We start from the raw sequence: 16,652 nt of genomic DNA on the forward strand, positions 1-16,652 counted from the left end.
AGGATGCCGGACGGGGTGAGCAATCAGCAATGGAAGGTGGAGTGGGGATGGCGATGCGTGCGTGGTGGCTGGTCCTGTGCCTGCTGTGTGCCCCGGCCTGGGCGGCCGTGCCGGAGATCCCGCGCTTCCGCCTGCTGGGCGCGGCCGACGGGTTGCCTTCCACCACCATTCCCGCACTGACCCGCGACCGCGCCGGATTCCTGTGGATCGCCACCTGGGACGGGCTGGCCCGCTACGACGGCGTGCACTTCAAGGTATGGCGGCACGATCCCGCCGACCCGGCGTCGTTGCCGGGCAACGTGGTGCAGGCGCTGCACATCGATGCGTCCGATCGCATCTGGGTGGCTACCGAGAACGGTGGACTCAGCGTGATGGGACCCGAGCGCAAGGGCTTCCGGCATTACCGCATGGCTTCGCATCCGAAGATGGCCAGCGACGACGTCTTCGCGATCGCCAGCGCCGGCAGCGATATCTGGTTCGGTACGTTCGGCGGTGGCCTGCACCGGTTGTCGGCCGATGGCCGCATCAGCCGGTTCGCCGCCGTCGAGGGCGCGGCCGATGGCCTGCCTTCGGATGTGGTGCTTTCGCTGGCCTTCGATGCGCGCGGCGCGCTGTGGATCGGCACGATGGCCGGGCTGGCGCGCTACGACGGTCGCGAAGTGCGGCGCCATGCGTTGCCTGGCGGCGATGGCCTGATCGTCTACTCGGTCAACGCCGACCAGGACGCCGTCTGGGTCGGCGCTTCCGATGGCGTGCACCGGTGGTCGCCGGACGGCGGCTGGGTCACGCCGCCCTGGTCGCCGATGTTCGCGCGCCCCAATGCGGTGATCGCGATGACGCACGATGGGCGGGGCGAATACTGGCTGGCCAGCCAGGGCGGCCTGTGGCGCACCGAAGGCGATGGCGCCCCCGCGCCGGTCAACTACGACCACCAGAGCGTCGGCATCGGACGCGTGCTGCAGACGGTGCTGATGCTGCCCGATGGCGGCCTGTGGGTGCCGGTGCCCACGCGCGGCCTGGCCTACCTGCGTCCGGACTGGCGCCGCACCGCGGCTTTTTCCACGGCACAGGGACTGGGCGGCGGCCTGTACCGCGGACTGTCGCAGGCCGGCGACCATGGGGTGTGGCTGGCCAGCAGCACCGGCAAGGTCGAGCGTCTGGACACGCGCACCGGCGAGATCGTGCCGCTGGGCCTGCACGAAGCGATGCTGGCGGAGATGCGCCTGACGTCCGCCTTGCAGGACAGCCGGGGAAAGCTGTGGCTGGGCCACCGTACCGGCGTGCTGCGCATCGATCCCGACACCGGCCAGCTGGATCGGTGGACGCATGAGAGCGCGGTGGACGCCACGCCCGACGGGACCTCCGTGGACTGGCTGGTGGAAACACCGGATGGCAGCGTCTGGCTGGTCACCCAGATGGGCAGCGTGCAACGGCGCGACCTGCTGACCGGCCGCGTGCTGGACACGGTGGACAAGGAATCCGACGAAGGCGCCGCGTTGCCGGACACGGAGGCCATCGTGCGTGCGCCCGACGGCAGCGTGTGGCTGGGCGGCGCCGCCGGCCTGCTGCGCTGGGATCCGGCCGCGCGCCGATTCGTTGCGGTGCCTTCGCTCGGCGACGAGCGCGTGTTCTCGTTCGCCTTCGAGCACGCAGACCGCCTGTGGCTGCACCGGTTGTCCGGCGTGGAGGCCTGGCGTCGCGACGGTGCGAAGGGTTGGGTGCGCGAGCGGCGCATCGGCGTGGCCGAGGGATTGCCGGCGGTGGAGTCGACCGGGTTGCAGGTGGACGCGCAGCGTCGCGTCTGGCTGGGCACGCGGCGCGGCGTGTTCCGCATCGATCCCAACCCGCAGGGTTCGCACGCGCTGTTGCGCAGTTTCGGCGTGCGCGATGGCCTGCTCAGCCAGGAATTCAACGACCGCGGCCTGCTGATGACGCCCGACGGCCTGCTGGCCGGCACCGCCGCCGATGGCTCGGTGATGCTGCTGGATACCCATCTGCCCGACCCCGAGCCGCTCACGCCCAGCCTGGTGCTGGACGGATTGCAGGTCAGCCGTGGCGACGACGTCATGCACTTCCCCGTGCAGGATGGGCTGGAGCTGAGGCCGCAGGACCACGAACTGCAGATCAGCATGCGCCTGCTGAACTACGAAGATCCGCTGGCCAACCGATATCGCTCGTTGCTGGAGGGCGTCGACCAGGGTTGGGTGGACCAGGGCGCCAGCGGCGAACGCGTGTTCTCCGCGCTGTCGCCGGGCCGCTACCTGCTGCGCATGCAGGCCTTCGATGCCGCCGGCAACGCCTCGCGCGAGATCCACCTGCGCTTCCGCGTGCTGCCGCCATGGTGGCGCAGCCCATGGGGCATCGCCTTGTTCTGCCTGCTCGGTCTGCTGGCGATGCTGGCGATGGCGGCCGCCTATCGCCGCCGCGTGCGCCGTCGCAGCGCCTGGCAGCTGGCCGAGCACAAGCGCGAACTGGCGGAACAGGCATCGCTGGCGAAGACGCGCTTCCTCGCCACGCTGGGCCACGAGATACGCACGCCGATGACCGGCGTGCTGGGCATGACCGAGTTGTTGCAGTCCACGCCGCTGGATGCGCGCCAGCGCGGTTATGCCGATGCCATCCAGCGCGCCGGCACGCACCTGCTGCGGCTGGTCAACGATGCGCTGGACCTGGCCAGGATCGAGGCCGGCAAGCTGGAGTTCCAGCAGATCGACTTCGACCTGCATACGCTGCTCAACGATGTCGTCGCCCTGATGGCGCCGGTGGCCGGCAAGCGCGGGCTCGCCTTCCACGACGGCATCGCCGCGGGCGTGCCGCGCACGGTGCGCGGCGACCCGCTGCGCCTGCGGCAGATCCTGCTGAACCTGCTGGGCAACGCCATCAAGTTCACCGAAGCCGGCCACGTGTCGATGCGCGCGCTGCCGTTGTCGCCGCACGGCCTGCGCGTGGAGATCGGCGACACCGGCCCGGGCATCAATGCCGAACAGCTGGCCAGGCTGTTCCAGCGGTTCGAACAGGCCGAGGGCGCGCGCACCGCGGCGCGCTACGGCGGCAGCGGGTTGGGGTTGGCGATCTGCCAGGAACTGGCGATGGCGATGGGCGGCCGGATCAGCGTCGAAAGCGCGCCGGGCAAGGGCACGCGCTTCTTCGTCGACCTGCCGGCGCTGGTGCCGGTGGAAGGCGGGATGGTTGCGGCGACCCCGGCGCCGATGCGCGCCGCGCCGCTGGCCCTGCACATCCTGCTGGTGGAGGACGACATGACGGTGGCCGAGGTCGTCGCCGGCCTGCTGCGCGCGCGCGGCCACCGGGTGACGCATGCGCCGCATGGCCTGGCGGCACTGGCCGAAGCGTCGGGCGGGGATTTCGACCTGGCGTTCCTGGACCTGGACCTGCCGGGGCTGGACGGCATGGCACTGGCGCAGCAGTTGCGCCAGCGTGGATTCGTCGCGCCGCTGGTGGCGTTGACCGCGCGCGCCGATGCCGAGGCCGAACCGCAGGCGCGCGCCGCCGGTTTCGACAGCTTCCTGCGCAAACCGGTCACCGGCGACATGCTGGCGGAGGTCGTGGCCCAGGCGATGGCCAGCGCCCCTTCCCCGCCCTCCCGCGAAGGCGGAAACGATCAGGGCGGCGGCGCGTGACGACGCGGCGCGACATGGCGAGACGCTGGCTGGGCGGACTGTTGCTGGGCCCGGCCATCGCGGCGGCGCAGGACAGGGGCACGTCCGTGTCGTCGGCGCAGCAGGCCGAAGCGGCCTCGCAGCAGGACGGGGCGCCTTTCCTGGGCGGGTTCCTGACCGAGACGCGCATCCTCTATCCGCTCGCGGTCGGCGACTGGGAAGCGCGCGGCGAGCATCGCTACGAACAGGCGGAGATGGGCGTCTCCGTGCGTTACCAGCATCGCGTGCACCGCGACCGCTGGGTGGACATCTATTTCTATCCCGCCGGCGTGCTGCCGCAGGGACGGTTGCTGGAGGAAGCCAAGGGGACGCTGGAGGGCGTGCGGCAACATGGCGGCTACAGCCGTGCCGAGATCGCGCCGTTGCGCGGGTACGCCATCGCCACGGGTTCGGGGAAGCAACGCAGGCAACTGCCCGCCTATGCGGTTTCCATGTCGCTGCAACGCGACGGCAAGGACTACAGTTCGGCGATGGTGCTGCTGGCCAAGGACCTGTATTTCATCAAGGGACGCTTCAGCGCCGAGGCGGACGCGCTCAAGCCGGCGCGCGTCCAGTCCCGGTTGCAGGCGTTGATGGAGCCGCTGGTCCGGCAGACGTCGTTGTTCAGCACCGGCGCATGCTGGATGCCGCCGCCGATCGTGCAGGTTGCCGTGCCCGACGACGCGGCGGCCGGGAACCTGATGCACATCCGCCGCGAGGACGGATTGCGCACCGTCGCATTCGCCGATCGCGTCGAAGCGGTGGATCCGGAAGCGCCCGAGGCGAAGGCGATGCAGCTCATGTCGATGAGCGCCAGTGGCCGCTGGATACCCGGCTGCCATCCGCCGGAGGACATGACGCCCGAGGTGCCGGCGACGCACCGCGAGATCCGCTTCGAATACCGCGCGCCGCCCGAGCGGAGCGATGGCAACACGCCGCGCCTGCATGGGCGCCGTACCGGGGTGGGGTGATCGCATCCGGCGCAGTGGATGTGCTTCCACCGTGCCGCGAGGCTCTCATCCGTGCACGAGCGGCAACGAGGAGCAAGGCCCGGTACGCGGCGTGCGGTCAGTCCGCCCAGGCCTCGGCATAGACGGTGCGCCGCGCGTTTTCCGGATCGGGATGGATCCAGATGCCGCCGATCTCGCTGGTGGACAGGAACAACCCGTCGCCGACCGCGCTCATCGTGCAGCCGGCGGCGTCGGTTTCCTCGCGCAGCCGCCATAGACGGCAGGATGCCTCGACATGCCGCCGCAGGGACTCGGCGGCCTGTCCGTACGGAGCGTCCACGATGTACTGGTGGTCGCCCCACAGTTCCGAATCCATCAACCGCACTTCCGTCACCGGATGCCCCGCCAGTTCCACCTGGCCCGGCCTGAGCAGCGCGCGCGCGGACAGGGCCACCGTCTCGAAACCGGCATCGTTGGCGGTGGCCGTATCGCAATCCAGTTGCACGCCGTGGACGCGCCGGCGCCAGTCCGGCGCCAGTTCGTCCAGGCGGCGCACGCGGATCCGGTCGCAGCCCGGCACCGGCGACAGGCCATGCGCGGCATCGGCCAGATCGGGAGCAATCTCCATCGTCAACGACGGAAAGTCGCGCCCCTGTACCTGCAGCGCGCGCAGTGGGGGCGCGTCCTCGGCCCGAACGCGCAGCGTGGCCGCCAGCAGCAGGCACGCGGCGGCGGGGACCAGCAGGCGGCGGCAATCCATTGCGTCACTCCATGGGTGGACGCGGCCGGACGGCGCGCGTGGCGTTTATCTTGCGCTGAATTCGTGCACGGCATCCACCAGCACGGCGACGTGCTCGGGGTTCATGTCCGGCGACATGCCGTGGCCCAGGTTGAAGACATGGCCGTCGCGGCCGCCACCGGCGCCTTCGGCGTAGCTGTCCAGCGTGCGCTTGACCTGCGCGCGGATCGCCTCGGGGGAGCCATAGAGGACGGCCGGGTCCAGGTTGCCCTGCAGCGCGACCTTGCCGGCGGTGCGGCGGCGCGCTTCGGACAGTTCCACCAGCCAGTCCACGCCGACGCCTTCGGCGCCGCTGTCGGCCAGGTCTTCCAGGTAGGCGGCATTGCCCTTGCCGAACAGGATCAGTGGCGTGCGCTCGTCGCCTTCGCCCCGCCGCAGTTCGCGCGCGATGCGTTGCAGGTACGGCAGCGAGAACTCGCGGTACATCGCCGGGGACAGCACGCCGCCCCAGGTGTCGAACACCTGCAGCGCCTGTGCGCCGGCCGCGCGCTGCGCGGCCAGGTAGGCGATCACCGCGTCGGTGTTGACCGACAGCAGCGTGTGCAGGGTGGCCGGGTCGTTCAGCGCCATCGCCTTGATGCGGGCGTAGTCCTTGCTGCCGCCGCCTTCCACCATGTAGCAGGCCAGCGTCCACGGACTGCCGGAAAAGCCGATCAGCGGCACCTTGCCGTCCAGTTCGCGGCGGATCACTCGCACCGCGTCCATCACGTAGCGCAGCTCGGTTTCCATGTCCGGCACGCCCAGCTCCTGCGCGTCGGCGGCGCTGCGCACGGTGCGCTCGAACTTGGGGCCCTCGCCTTCCACGAAATACAGGCCCAGCCCCATGGCGTCGGGGATGGTCAGGATGTCGGAGAACAGGATGGCCGCGTCCAGGTCGAAGCGGCGCAGCGGCTGCAGAGTCACTTCGCAGGCCACCTCCGGGTTCTTCGCCATGCCCAGGAAGCTGCCCGCCTGCTTGCGGGTGGCGCGGTACTCGGGCAGGTAGCGCCCGGCCTGGCGCATCAGCCATACGGGCGTGCGGTCCACGGGTTGGCGCTTGAGTGCGCGCAGCAGGCGGTCGTTCTTCAGGGCAGGGGTGGACAAGGCGGAGGTTCCGGAAGGCATGTGGGGGTCGATGGCGGGTTCGGGGTTCCAGGTCGCGGGTGGCCGTCCCGGTCTTCGCTCCGGCAACCGGCGGCCCGCGACCGGAACCCGCTACGGGTTCCTGGGGGCTTCGGCGCCACGCACGAAGGTCACCTGGAAGCCGCGCTTGAGGTGGCTGTCGCGGGCTTTCTCGAACGCGGCGGTGGCCTCGTCCTGCAGCAGGTACTGCTCGCGCTTGAGCTGCGCGCGGCCGCCGATCTGGCCGGTTTCGCGCAACAGTTCCCAGCCCCCGAACAGATCGGGCTGCAGGGTCAGCTGGACGTAGCGGGGCGCTTCGCCCGCGCCGGGGCGTTGCTGGAGGAGGACGCGCATGGGCGGATTGTAGCGGTTGCGGCCCGCGCGGGCAGGGTCGGCCGCCGCGGAAGTCGTCGGTAGGCCGAAGGCGAGGTGCCCGGCGCGGCGGCGATGGTCGGTGGTTTCCAGCCGCCGCTGTGCGCGGGCCGACCGCTGGTCGGCCGTTGCCCGAGGCTGGCACCGGTGGCTTACGGAAGCGGCGGGCGCAGGTGCGCCGGCTCATCAGTGCGTGCATTGTGGGAGCGACGTGAGTCGCGACTGACGTCGCTCCCACAATGGAAGGCGACGGATGGAGTTGCTGGAAAACTCCGCTAGCCGGCGCGCAGCACCGCCAGCACGCGTGCTTCGTCCACGCCCGGTACCACCTCGGCCTGGCCGATGCCCCGCCACAGCACCAGCCGCAGGCGGCCGGCCAGGTTCTTCTTGTCCAGCCGCATGCGCGCCAGCAGCGCGTCCGCGGCCAGGCCGGCGGGGATGCGGGTGGGCAGGGCATAGGCCTGCAACAGCGATTCCAGCCGGTCGGCGTCGGCGACCGGGGCCATGCCCAGGTCGGCCGACAGCCGGGCGGCCAGCACCATGCCCACGGCGACGGCCTCGCCGTGGTTGAGATTGTCGTTGCCCAGGCCGCCGTAGCCCTGCTGGGTCTCGATGGCATGGCCGAAGGTGTGGCCCAGGTTCAGCAGGGCGCGCTCGCCCTTCTCCAGCGGGTCGCGTTCGACGATCTCGGCCTTGTGCTCGCAACTGGCGGCGATGGCCAGCGCCAGCGTGTCCGGATCGCCGGCCAGCAGCGCGGGGCGTTCCTGTTCCAGCCATTGGAAGAAGCGCGCATCGCGGATGGCGCCGTACTTGATCACTTCCGCCAGCCCCGCGCGCAGTTCGCGCGGCGGCAGCGTAGCCAGCGTCGCGGTGTCGGCGAACACCGCGCGCGGCGGGTGGAAGGCGCCCACCAGGTTCTTGCCCTGCGGGATATCCACGGCGGTCTTGCCGCCCACCGAGGAGTCCACCATCGACAGCAGCGTGGTGGGCAACTGCACGCAGTCCACGCCGCGCATCCAGCAGGCCGCGACGAAACCGGCCAGGTCGCCGACCACGCCGCCGCCCAGCGCGAACACGCAGGCGTCGCGAGTGGCGCCCAGCGTGGCCAGCGCATCGATGGCGGCGCCGAAGTGCGCCAGCGTCTTCGATTCCTCGCCGGCCGGCAGCACGAAGGTGCCGATGGCCAGCTCCGGCCGGGCGGCATGCAGCGCTTCGCGCACGGCGCCGGCGTAGAGCGGCGCCACGATCGAATCGCTGACCAGCAGCGCGTGGCGGCCGCGCACGTGGCGGGCCAGTGCGGTACCGTCGCCGGCCAGGCCGGGACCGATGGCGATGGTGTAGGGGTGTTCGCCGCCGACGTCGACGGTGCGTGCGGTGGTCATGCGTTCTCTTCGATGGGCTGCCAGCGGTGGACCAGCAGTTGGGTCAGGCGGGCCGTGGCCTCCGGCGGGGTCAGGCCGTCGGTGTCCAGGGTCAGGTCGGCCACTTCGTGGTACAGCGGTTCGCGCAGCACCGCCATTTCGCGCAGCACGTCCTCGCGGTCGGGGCGTTGCAGCAGCGGCCGGTTGGTGCAGCGGCCCAGCCGGCGCAACTGCGCTTCCACGCCGACGCGCAGATAGACCACGTAGCCGCGCCGGCGCATCAGCGCACGGTTGTCCGCGTCCAGCACCGCGCCGCCGCCGGTGGACAGTAACTGCCCGTGGCCCGCCAGCAGGTCCTTCAGCGCGGCTTTCTCGCGTTCGCGGAAGCCGGCCTCGCCCACATGCTCGAACAGGGTCGGGATGCTGGCCCCGGCGCGTTCCACGATCACGTGGTCCGCATCCACGAACAGCAGGCCGAAGCGCTCGGCCACGCGCTTGCCGATGGACGTCTTGCCTGCGCCCATGGGGCCGACGAGGATCAGGTTGGGGGCCGGATTCATGATGGGCAGATGCTAGCACTGCGCGCGGGCGTGTCGCCGGCTTAACGGCGGGGCGGGTAAGTTGGATTCCCGGCGGATGGCCGGGTCACTCTTCTGGAAGGAATCGCACCATGTCCGTAGCCAAGATCATCGAAGTCAACGCCGCCTCCAAGACCAGCATCGAAGATGCGGTGAAGGTGGGCCTGAGCAAGACCGCCGAGACGGTGAAGAACCTCAAGGGCGCCTGGGTCAACGAGATCAAGGTGGTCACCGACGACGGCGGCAACGTCACCGAATGGCGCGTCAACCTGCGGATCAGCTTCGTGGTTTCGTAGGCGCCGCCTGACCGCTCAAGGTCCGGCGGCGGCCTCGCCGCCGTCCAGCAGCCGTCGCAGTTGCCCGATGTCGTCCGGCTCCTCGGTGCCGAGCGAGACGAGCGCGGGCAGCGCCTCGGCCAGCAGTTCGCGCCCCGCCGGCGCGTCGCCGGACAGCATCAGGATGCGCCCGCGCAACGCGCGCAGGCGATGTTCCCAGCCGGGCGCGGGATCGCCGGCGGTCAGCGCCTCCACGTCGAGCCCCTCGGCCATCGCCAGTGCCTCGCGGTAGCGATCCTGTTCGGCCAGCGCGCGCGCCAGCGCATAGCGGAAGTTGTGCGCGGCCACGTTGTCTTCGCCGAAATCCGCACGCAAGCGGTCTTCGGCCCGGCTCAGATGTTCGATGCCCGCGTCGCGTTCGCCGCAATCGAGTTCGATTTTTCCCAGATTGCCGGTTTCGATCAGCGTGGCTTGCATGTTCTCGCCGAATCGCCGAGCCATGCGTTCGCGCACGTCGCGGGCCAGCGGCAGTGCTGCGGAGCAGTTTCCCGAAGCGCCATGAATACTGGCGACCGTGGAAAGCTGGACCAGGGTGAGGTAATCGTCGGGGCCGAGGAATTTCCTGCTTTCTTCCGCCGCCGCACGCGCCAGCGGCAGCGCTTCGGCATGGCGTCCCAGATCGTGCAGTGCGTTGGCCGAAGCGGATTGCAGCAGCGCCACGCTGACCTCGCCGATGCGTTCGGGGAAAAGCAACGGGTCGGCCTGCGCGGCACGCAGCCAGGCGAGGGTTTCTTCCGGTTTGCCGGAACGTCGCAGGGCATCGGCGATGTTGCCGCGGATCAGCGCTGCGGTCCCGGCATCGTCCGGTGCGATCTTGCGTTGCAGGCGATCGGCACGGCGCAATGCGTGCAGCGCCGGCTCCATCTGCAGCCGGCGCAGGTGGAAGATGCCGCGCTCCAGCGCCGCCTGCAGCGCCAGTGCATTGTCTTGCTGCAGGCGCGCGCCGGCCAGCCGATCGGTCTCGTCCAGCAACGCACCGGCTTCGGCGAAGGCTTGCGCGGTTTGCATGTAGGCCAGCGTGCGCGCCAGCGCGTAACGGGCTTTCAGCGTCAGTTCGTGGCTTTCGCCGAGGGCTTGGGCGTAACCGCCCACCGCCGTGCGGTATTCGACCACGCCGCGTGCGGAGTCCCCCAGATTCCGCCAGGATCGCCCCAGCAGGGTGTGGATGTCGCCGCGCACCTCCGGATCGTCCGACAGGTATCCGTTGCCGGGAGCCGAAGCGTACTCCAGCATTTCCCTGATGGTCGCGTTGTTGCCGTGGCCGCTGTTGCCGGTACTGATCGTGCCCAGCGCATGGTCGAGGAAACGCACCACTGCTTCGGTGCGTGCGACCTGCTGCTGGGCGATGCGCCGTTGCCGTTCGCTGTGCCCCCACAGCAGGCCGCTGAGCAGCAAGCCGATGCACAGCGCGGAGACGGCGGCGGCCACCCACGGGCGGCGGGCGCGGGTGCGTTCCAGCGCCTGGCGCAATTCGGCGGCGGCGCGTTCCTGGGCTTCGCGCCGGGTGCGTTCGGTGCGACGCTGTGGCAGGTGGCGCAGGCGTTCGGCCAGTCCCGCCGCGCTGGCGATGCGCCGCGCCGGGTCGCCGTCGGTGGCTTGGGCGATGTCCTCGCGCAGCAGCGGGTCGTCGATCTCGCGTTCCCAGCCCGGCGCGAGCGGCCGCCGCAGGTCGCTCACCAGGCACTGGTACAGCATCACGCCCAGCGCGTAGACGTCGCTGCGCATGGTGGGCGGCTGCCCGGCCACCAGCTCCGGCGCGAGGTAAAGCGGCGTGCCCGAGGTGTCGCCGTCGGTGCGGGGCGCGGTCAGGCCGAGCGCGGTGATGCCCAGTTCGGCCAACCGTTCCGGTTGCAGCAGGCGGCTGTTGCCGAAGTCGGTCAACCTGACCTGCCAGTCGCCGCCGTGCGCCGCGACCAGGATGTTGGCCGGCTTCAGGTCCTTGTGCAGCACGCCGACCCCGTGCGCGGCGGCCACCGCGTCGGCGATCTGCAGGAAGAAGGCGATCCGCGGTTCGCGCGGCAGCGCGGCCAGCCGCGCGTCCTTCGCGGCCCATTCCGGCAGCGCCTCGCCGCCGTATTCGCATTCGAGGAAGTAGGGTTCGGACTCGAAGTTCCAGTCCAGCGCCCGCACGAAGTCGTCGCGCTCGCCCAGGGTGTCGCGCAGCACCCGCAGCAGGGTGGCCTCGCGCTTGATCGACGACAACCGTTCGCCGTCGAGGGCGAACTTGAACACCCGCGTTTCGCGGCTGCGCGGTTGCCGTGCCAGCCAGACTTCGCTGCCCAGGGTGCTGCCGAGCGGGCGTTCGAGCAGGAAGTGCTCGCGCCCCGGCACCGGCTGGCCGATCTCCAGCTTCAGTACGCTGCCCGGCTGCCGGCCGACCGCAGTCCGTTCGACCGGGCCGTCGAAGCGGTAGCCGATCCGCGGCACCGTGGCGATGCGGCTCTCGCCGGCCGCGTCCAGCGCCTTGCGCAGCTTGCCCACGGCGGTGGCCAGCACGTGGTCGACGGTGATCCGGCCGGCCCAGACACTGTCGAACAGTTCCTCCTTGGTCACCACTTCGCCGACGTGGCGCAGCAGCAGCGACAGCACTTCCAGCGGCTTGTGCTCGATGTCCACCGCCAGCCCGGCCACGCGCAGTTCGTGGCGCGCCTCGTCGAACTCGACGCTGCCGAAGCGCCAGCGGTACAGCCGAGCGTCGCGGGGAGGGGAGGAGAACGGCATGGCCGGATGATAACGCCCGCTGCGGCGCGGCAACCCCGCTCGCACCGCCGCTGCGGACAGGCTTGAAGGTTCCTTGAAGGTGGCGTGAGGACACCGCGTCGCCGGACCGCCAGCATCGGTGGCCAGGCACCAGACGGAGGCGCGGACATGACGATCGGAAACAGGCGGGCAGTGGCGGTGACGGGCCTCGTGCTGATGGCGCTGGCCTTGGCCGGCTGCGGAGACGGGCTGTCCAAGGGATCGCTGGGAAAAATCATCGACGAGGAACTGCGGAAGGACAGCCGGCCGCGCTGCTGGACCCTGCAGAACACGAACTTCGATTGGCCGGTGGTGGTCGACTTCGGTTTCGGCTCGCCCGCCGACGAGCCGATCCTGGCCGGCGCGGTCGACGCGGGGTTCCTGGAACTTGCCCGGGAACGCAGCGGCTTCATGGGCAGCCGCTGGCGCATCGACCTGACCGACAAGGGCCGCAAGGCCGGCGTATGGGACGCCAAGGACGGCATCTGCATCGGCAGCCGGCGCCTGCACGAAGTCGTGCGCTGGACCGAACCCGGCGAGGGCAAGGGGATGACCTTCACCGAGGTGACCTACACCTGGCGGCTCAAGGACGCGCCCGGTTGGGTGGAGCCGGAAATGTTCAAGGGCATCCAGGGCATGGTCGAACCGGTCGAAAGCAGCATGACCCTGGTCAAGACCAGCGACGGTTGGCGGGTTCCCTGATGGGCGCGGCGGGGTCCCCGCATGGGCCGCCTCCGTCCGCGTCCGCGCGCGCACCGGCGGCCGCGCCGCACCGGGCCCATGGGCCGGGACAGGCGGCGGTTCACCGGATCGTCCACGCACTGGCCTGCGCGGCGATGATCGCCGCGTGGCCGTGCGCGCCGCGTGCGATGGCCGCCGGCGCCGACGACCGGCAGTCCGCGCCGCCGCGCAGCGTGCTGGGCGAATGGGTGGGAACCTACGTCTGCGCGCAGGGACTGACCGGACTGACGCTGAGCATCGCGGAAGCCACGCCCACGCAGGCGCGCGCGCTGTTCCACTTCTATGCCGATCCCCGCAATCCGAAAGTGCCCACGGGCTGCTTCACCATGACCGGCGACTACGACCCGGCGACCGGCCGGCTGAGGTTGAAGGGCGGCGACTGGCTGCTGCACCCAAGCGGTTATCGGGTGGTGTCCTTCGACGGCCTGGTCGACGCCGAGGGTCGGCGCTTCAGCGGCAAGGTCGGCGGAGGGGGAGGAGGCTGCAAGGACTTCGATCTCGGCCGCCGCCCCTCGCCCGCGCCGCCGCGGGCGGAGTGCGCCATTCCCATGCCGCCCGCCCAGCCCGACCAGGTGGATGCGGGCGGCATCGGCAGCGCCTTGGCCGCGGATGGCCGCATCGATCTCAACATCCTGTTCGATTTCGGCAAGGCGACCCTGCGCGCCGATGGCACGCCGCAACTGGACGAACTGGGACGCATCCTGCTGTCGCCGTCCCTGGCCGGGCGCCGCATCGGCATCCACGGCCACACCGATGCGGTCGGATCGGCCGAGGCCAACCTGCGCCTGTCCAGGCAGCGCGCCGAAGCCGTGCGGGACTACCTGGTGCGGCAGTTCCAACTGCCGGCATCGCGCCTGGACGTGCAAGGGCATGGCGAAGCGCGCCTGAAACGACCCGAGTCGCCGGAAGACGAAGCCAACCGCCGGGTCGAGATCATCGTGCTGGAGTGACAGGGCGCAGCGGTGCCGCGCGGTTGGCCGGGGCGGCACCCTCCATTGAATGGAGGATCGGAAATGGGCATGGGCAATCGGTTGGGAGTGGCGGCGCTGGTGGTGCTGGCCATGTTGCTGTCGGCTTGCGGGAGCGGCCTGGAAGGGCGTTATACCGACGAATTCGGCATGGGCACGCTCACCTCCCACGATGGCGGCAAGGTCGTGCAGTCTTCGGAACTGGCCGGCGTCGAGGTGGAAATGCAGTACGAAATCGATGGCGACAAGGTCCGGCTGACCCATCCCGACGCGCGGGGCGCGGCCCTGGTGCTCACGCGGACCGACGCCGACACGCTGTCCGGGCCGATGGGCATCAAGTACAGGCGCGAGCCGCGATGACCACTCCACCGTCCAAGGCGTGCCGCGCAAGGTCGCCATCACCGATGCGCTCGATGGCGCGGTGCTGGCGGCAAGGAACGACTGACATGGGCAAAAGGGGGAATGCAATGAAGATCGCAAGCGCGCTCTGATGGCCCGGCTGGCGCTGCTGGATTTCCGGGTGAAGTCGCAAGGCGGCAACTGGGATTCCGGCAGGCCCGTCCAGGTGCGCAGTTTCCCCGACCCCGAAGCGCCAGTGCTGGAAACGCTCCGCGCCGGCGAGCGGTACAGGCGTAGCGGCGTGGTGGAGCTGGGCCGCACTTGGGACCAGATCGTCCTTTACACCGATGGCACCGTCGGCTACGTCCCCCGTGACTGATCGGCGACGCCTACACATACAACACACCGAGAAAGAGGAACCCATCCATGCGCGACCTGCTCTATTTCGATTCGATGGTGACGCCGAAGATCATCACCTTCATCTACTGGCTGCTTCTGGCGGGCGCCGCCATCAGTGGCCTGGTGCTGATGTTCAAGGGATTCGGCCTCATGAAGTATTCGGGCTTCGCCGGGTTCGGCATGGTGGTCGCCGCGCCCATCCTGGTGGTGTTCTCGGCGCTGCTGGCGCGGATCTACTGCGAGATCATGATCGTGCTGTTCAAGATCAACGAAGCGCTGCAGGACATCCGCAGGAAATGATCCGCGGCCGGCGCGCCGGCAACCGCGTTAGACGATCCCAATCGGGAGGAACCGCAATGAAAATACAGGGACGCAGGGCGATCCTTGCGCTCGCCGCGGCGATGGCGCCGTGGGGCGCCGCACAGGCGATCGAAGTGGAGAACCTCGACGGCTTCGAGGAGCATTTCGACCGCTATGCGCCGGGCGGCGACTGTTCGCGCCAGCCGCAGGTCGTGGTGGGGCGCGACGGCTTCGCGTTCGAGGGCGGCCCGGCGCTGCCCAAGGCCACGCGCCCGGAATACGCGGCCAGCTTCATGGGCAACTTCTACGAGGGCATCAGCCTGGCCTTCTTTCCGTATCCCGCCGAGCCGCGGCCGTTCTTGCTGAGGCTCAATGCGGACGAGAAAAAAGGCGTGATGAAGATCGAGGTGTACGACTTCGATTATGCCGGCGGACCGAAACTGCCCGACAAGTACCGCCCATACATCGCGGGGTCGCCGTACCTCAAGTGCAAGTGACGGCTACGCGGGCCAGGCCCGTGGCTTGCGGTTTTCGTCCAGCGCGATGGTGGCGTCGGCGACGGCCGGCAGGGTGCGCAGCGCCTGTCGGCTGACGCGCTCGAAGAACTGGATGAAGCGCCTCACCTGCGCTTCGTCCATCGCCACGCGGCCGGGATCGCGGGCATGCAGGTGCCGTTCCTGCTGCCATCGCCACGCGGCAACGATGTCGAAGCCGGGCGGTTGCAGGAACCACAGCGCGTCCAGCCGTGCCCACAGCGCCGGGTAGTCGCGCACCAGGGCCTCGTTGCACCAGCGCCGCCAGCGGGCGTCGGGGTCTTCGTCGCGTTCCAGCGCATTGAGGGGCGTGGCGAGTTCTCCTTCGTCCTGCGGCGGCACCTGCAGGCACCAGCCTTCGAATATCACCAGGTCCAGCCGCTCATCGACCCGGTCCCACTCGCGTTCGGGGGCACGGTCGTCCGCCAGTTTGTCGAAACGCGGCAGTCGTACGGATTCGCCGGCGCGCAACGCATCCAGCACGGCGCAGGCCAGGCCCACGTCGTGCGTGCCGGGCGGCCCGCGCGTGGCGAGCAGGGGGTGGACGTCCGCGGCGAGCCGTTGCCGCTGCGCGCGGGTCAGGTACGCATCGTCGATGGACAGCACGGCCACGCGCAGGCCCTGCGATTGGCCCAGTTCCGCTATCTGACGGGCCAGCGTGGACTTGCCGCTGCCCTGCAGGCCGGCGATGCCGAAGACCGGGGTGCCGCCGGGGAGCGCACGCGCGGCCGCCAGTGCCGACGTCGCCAGGGCGTGCGGAAACCCTTCGTTCTCCAGCGGGTGCGGAAGCGTCGTCATCGAGAGACAATAGCGCATGCCCGTCTTGCGGGCTGCCCTCCCTTCGTTGGTATCGCCATGCCCGACCTGTACGCGGAAGCCCTGTCCCACTTCGCCACGCTGTTCGAGGAAGCCAAGGCCTCGGGCACCGAGGCCGAAGCCGACGCGATGACGGTGGCGACGGCCACGCCCGACGGGCGCCCGTCCGCGCGCACCGTGCTGCTGAAGGCGTTCGATGCGGAAGGCTTCGTGTTCTACACGCATATGCACAGCCAGAAAGGCCGCGAACTGCACGACAACCCGCGCGCGGCGCTGCTGTTCCTGTGGCGCAGCCTGCGCGAGGCCGGCATCCAGGTGCGCGTGGAAGGCCATGTCGTCCCGGTGAGCGATGCCGAGGCCGATGCCTATTTCGCCTCGCGTCCGCGCCAGAGCCAGTTGGGTGCCTGGGCGTCGATCCAGTCCGAGACGCTGGCGTCGCGCCAGGCCTTCGAGGCCCGCATGGCGGAAGTGGAGGCCGAATTCGCCGGCCGCGATGTGCCGCGCCCCGTCGGCTGGAGCGGCTACCGCGTGGTGCCCGAGAGCATCGAGTTCTGGTACGGCGCGCAGTTCCGCCTGCACGAACGCTGGCGCTACGAACGCGATGCCGCCGGCGCGTGGAGCAAGCGGATGCTGTATCCGTGAGGGGCGCCCCCTGCGCCGCTCCC

General features: G+C 70.1%; 17 protein-coding genes. 10 read left to right on the forward strand and 7 right to left on the reverse strand.

Features of this window, described 5'->3' with window-relative positions; translation table 11 throughout:
- Positions 1-47: 47 nt before the first annotated feature.
- Together AAD027_RS04390 and AAD027_RS04395 are read left to right on the forward strand one after the other, a co-directional pair.
- Entirely contained in the window at positions 48-3,638 is a 3,591-nt protein-coding gene (locus AAD027_RS04390; RefSeq protein WP_341724811.1) for an ATP-binding protein, read from the forward strand.
- A gap of 14 nt (positions 3,639-3,652) precedes the next feature.
- Entirely contained in the window at positions 3,653-4,627 is a 975-nt protein-coding gene (locus tag AAD027_RS04395; RefSeq protein WP_341724812.1) for a hypothetical protein, read from the forward strand.
- Between the two features lie 97 nt (positions 4,628-4,724).
- On the opposite strand, the gene AAD027_RS04400 is transcribed toward AAD027_RS04395, so the two are convergent.
- The 5 genes from AAD027_RS04400 to AAD027_RS04420 form a co-directional block, all read right to left on the reverse strand.
- Positions 4,725-5,366, reverse strand: a complete 642-nt coding sequence (locus tag AAD027_RS04400) for a hypothetical protein (RefSeq protein WP_341724813.1) — start codon at positions 5,364-5,366, stop codon at positions 4,725-4,727.
- Positions 5,367-5,411: 45 nt separating this feature from the next.
- Positions 5,412-6,473, reverse strand: coding sequence for a uroporphyrinogen decarboxylase (gene hemE / locus AAD027_RS04405; protein WP_341725389.1), 1,062 nt, complete (start codon positions 6,471-6,473; stop codon positions 5,412-5,414).
- A 126-nt stretch (positions 6,474-6,599) separates the two neighbouring features.
- Positions 6,600-6,860, reverse strand: a complete 261-nt coding sequence (locus AAD027_RS04410) for a WGR domain-containing protein (protein WP_341724814.1) — start codon at positions 6,858-6,860, stop codon at positions 6,600-6,602.
- Between the two features lie 293 nt (positions 6,861-7,153).
- Positions 7,154-8,260: a 3-dehydroquinate synthase gene (gene aroB / locus AAD027_RS04415; RefSeq protein WP_341724815.1), complete on the reverse strand. Its 1,107-nt coding sequence runs from the start codon at positions 8,258-8,260 to the stop codon at positions 7,154-7,156.
- Positions 8,257-8,799, reverse strand: coding sequence for a shikimate kinase (locus tag AAD027_RS04420; protein ID WP_341724816.1), 543 nt, complete (start codon positions 8,797-8,799; stop codon positions 8,257-8,259). Before AAD027_RS04420 ends, aroB begins: the two co-directional genes overlap by 4 nt.
- Positions 8,800-8,909: 110 nt before the next feature.
- On the opposite strand from AAD027_RS04420, the gene AAD027_RS04425 reads away from it, so the two are divergent.
- Positions 8,910-9,113, forward strand: a complete 204-nt coding sequence (locus tag AAD027_RS04425) for a dodecin family protein (protein WP_341724817.1) — start codon at positions 8,910-8,912, stop codon at positions 9,111-9,113.
- A 15-nt stretch (positions 9,114-9,128) separates the two neighbouring features.
- On the opposite strand, the gene AAD027_RS04430 is transcribed toward AAD027_RS04425, so the two are convergent.
- Positions 9,129-11,873 (reverse strand): protein kinase domain-containing protein, encoded by a 2,745-nt coding sequence (locus AAD027_RS04430; RefSeq protein ID WP_341724818.1) that lies wholly within the window; start codon positions 11,871-11,873, stop codon positions 9,129-9,131.
- Positions 11,874-12,020: 147 nt separating this feature from the next.
- Between AAD027_RS04430 and AAD027_RS04435 the strand changes: the two genes are divergently transcribed.
- The 6 genes from AAD027_RS04435 to AAD027_RS04460 all read left to right on the forward strand — a co-directional run bounded on the left by AAD027_RS04435 (position 12,021) and on the right by AAD027_RS04460 (position 15,135).
- Complete coding sequence (locus tag AAD027_RS04435; RefSeq protein ID WP_341724819.1) at positions 12,021-12,593, forward strand: hypothetical protein; 573 nt, start codon at positions 12,021-12,023, stop codon at positions 12,591-12,593.
- Positions 12,594-12,727: 134 nt separating this feature from the next.
- Positions 12,728-13,582 (forward strand): OmpA family protein, encoded by an 855-nt coding sequence (locus AAD027_RS04440; protein ID WP_341724820.1) that lies wholly within the window; start codon positions 12,728-12,730, stop codon positions 13,580-13,582.
- A gap of 69 nt (positions 13,583-13,651) precedes the next feature.
- A complete protein-coding gene (locus AAD027_RS04445) occupies positions 13,652-13,960 on the forward strand; it encodes a hypothetical protein (RefSeq protein ID WP_341724821.1) in 309 nt (102 codons plus the stop codon).
- A gap of 130 nt (positions 13,961-14,090) precedes the next feature.
- On the forward strand, positions 14,091-14,318 hold the full coding sequence (locus tag AAD027_RS04450) for an SH3 domain-containing protein (protein WP_341724822.1): 228 nt from the start codon (positions 14,091-14,093) through the stop codon (positions 14,316-14,318).
- Between the two features lie 47 nt (positions 14,319-14,365).
- On the forward strand, positions 14,366-14,638 hold the full coding sequence (locus AAD027_RS04455) for a DUF4282 domain-containing protein (RefSeq protein WP_341724823.1): 273 nt from the start codon (positions 14,366-14,368) through the stop codon (positions 14,636-14,638).
- Positions 14,639-14,694: 56 nt separating this feature from the next.
- On the forward strand, positions 14,695-15,135 hold the full coding sequence (locus AAD027_RS04460) for a hypothetical protein (protein ID WP_341724824.1): 441 nt from the start codon (positions 14,695-14,697) through the stop codon (positions 15,133-15,135).
- Between the two features lie 3 nt (positions 15,136-15,138).
- Here AAD027_RS04460 and AAD027_RS04465 read toward each other — a convergent pair whose 3' ends face one another.
- Positions 15,139-15,969, reverse strand: a complete 831-nt coding sequence (locus AAD027_RS04465) for a kinase (protein WP_341724825.1) — start codon at positions 15,967-15,969, stop codon at positions 15,139-15,141.
- 57 nt (positions 15,970-16,026) lie between these two features.
- Between AAD027_RS04465 and pdxH the strand changes: the two genes are divergently transcribed.
- Complete coding sequence (gene pdxH / locus AAD027_RS04470) at positions 16,027-16,629, forward strand: pyridoxamine 5'-phosphate oxidase (RefSeq protein ID WP_341724826.1); 603 nt, start codon at positions 16,027-16,029, stop codon at positions 16,627-16,629.
- The last annotated feature ends 23 nt before the right edge of the window (positions 16,630-16,652 follow it).

It is taken from the genome of Pseudoxanthomonas putridarboris (genome assembly GCF_038321125.1).
In the GTDB taxonomy this organism is placed as follows: Bacteria; Pseudomonadota; Gammaproteobacteria; order Xanthomonadales; family Xanthomonadaceae; genus Pseudoxanthomonas_A; species Pseudoxanthomonas_A putridarboris.